Source organism: Streptomyces lateritius (genome assembly GCF_014649715.1).
GTDB classification, from domain to species: domain Bacteria; phylum Actinomycetota; class Actinomycetes; order Streptomycetales; family Streptomycetaceae; genus Streptomyces; species Streptomyces lateritius.
Genome location: NZ_BMTO01000049.1, coordinates 1 through 598 on the forward strand (window position 1 = coordinate 1; position 598 = coordinate 598).

Sequence of the window (598 nt, forward strand, 5' to 3'; positions counted from 1 at the left end):
AGAACTCCTATCGGAATGACTTCAGGCGTCGCCAGCAGATGAGTGCACATCCGAGAGTGAGGAAAGCTTCGTGGATGTCGTCGCGTATCTCCCAGCGGATCCGTAGGCGACGGAACCAGTGGAGGTGGGCGAACGCACGTTCCACGACCCAGCGTTGGGTGCCCAGGCCGGAGCCGTGCTCGGTGCCGCGGCGGGCGATCAGCGGCTTCACGCCGAGCCCCCGGACCAGGCGGCGGTACTTGTCGTGGTCGTAGCCGCGGTCGCCGAGCACGACGTCGGGGCGGCGGCGGGGCTGGCCGCGTTTGCCCCGCACGGGCGGCACGGCCTGGAGGAGTGGGATCAGCTGAGTGACGTCGTTGCGGTTGCCGCCGGTGAGTGTGGCGGCAAGCGGGATGCCGGTGGCGTCGGTGATCAGGTGATGCTTGCTGCCGGTTCTGCCCCGGTCAACAGGGCTTCGTCCCGTCTTGGCGCCCCCTTTAACGCCCGAATGTGGGAGCCGTCGACCGCTGCCCGGGAGAAGTCCAGGGCGTTGGCGCCGCGGAGCTTGGCCAGGAGGATCTCGTGGAGCCGGGACCACACACCGGCCTCGGTCCATTCG

At 68.7% G+C, this 598-nt stretch carries 1 pseudogene; it reads right to left on the reverse strand.

The window, feature by feature from the left end:
• Positions 1–7: 7 nt before the first annotated feature.
• Positions 8–598, reverse strand: a pseudogene (locus IE136_RS35220) (IS5 family transposase); the annotation flags it as partial.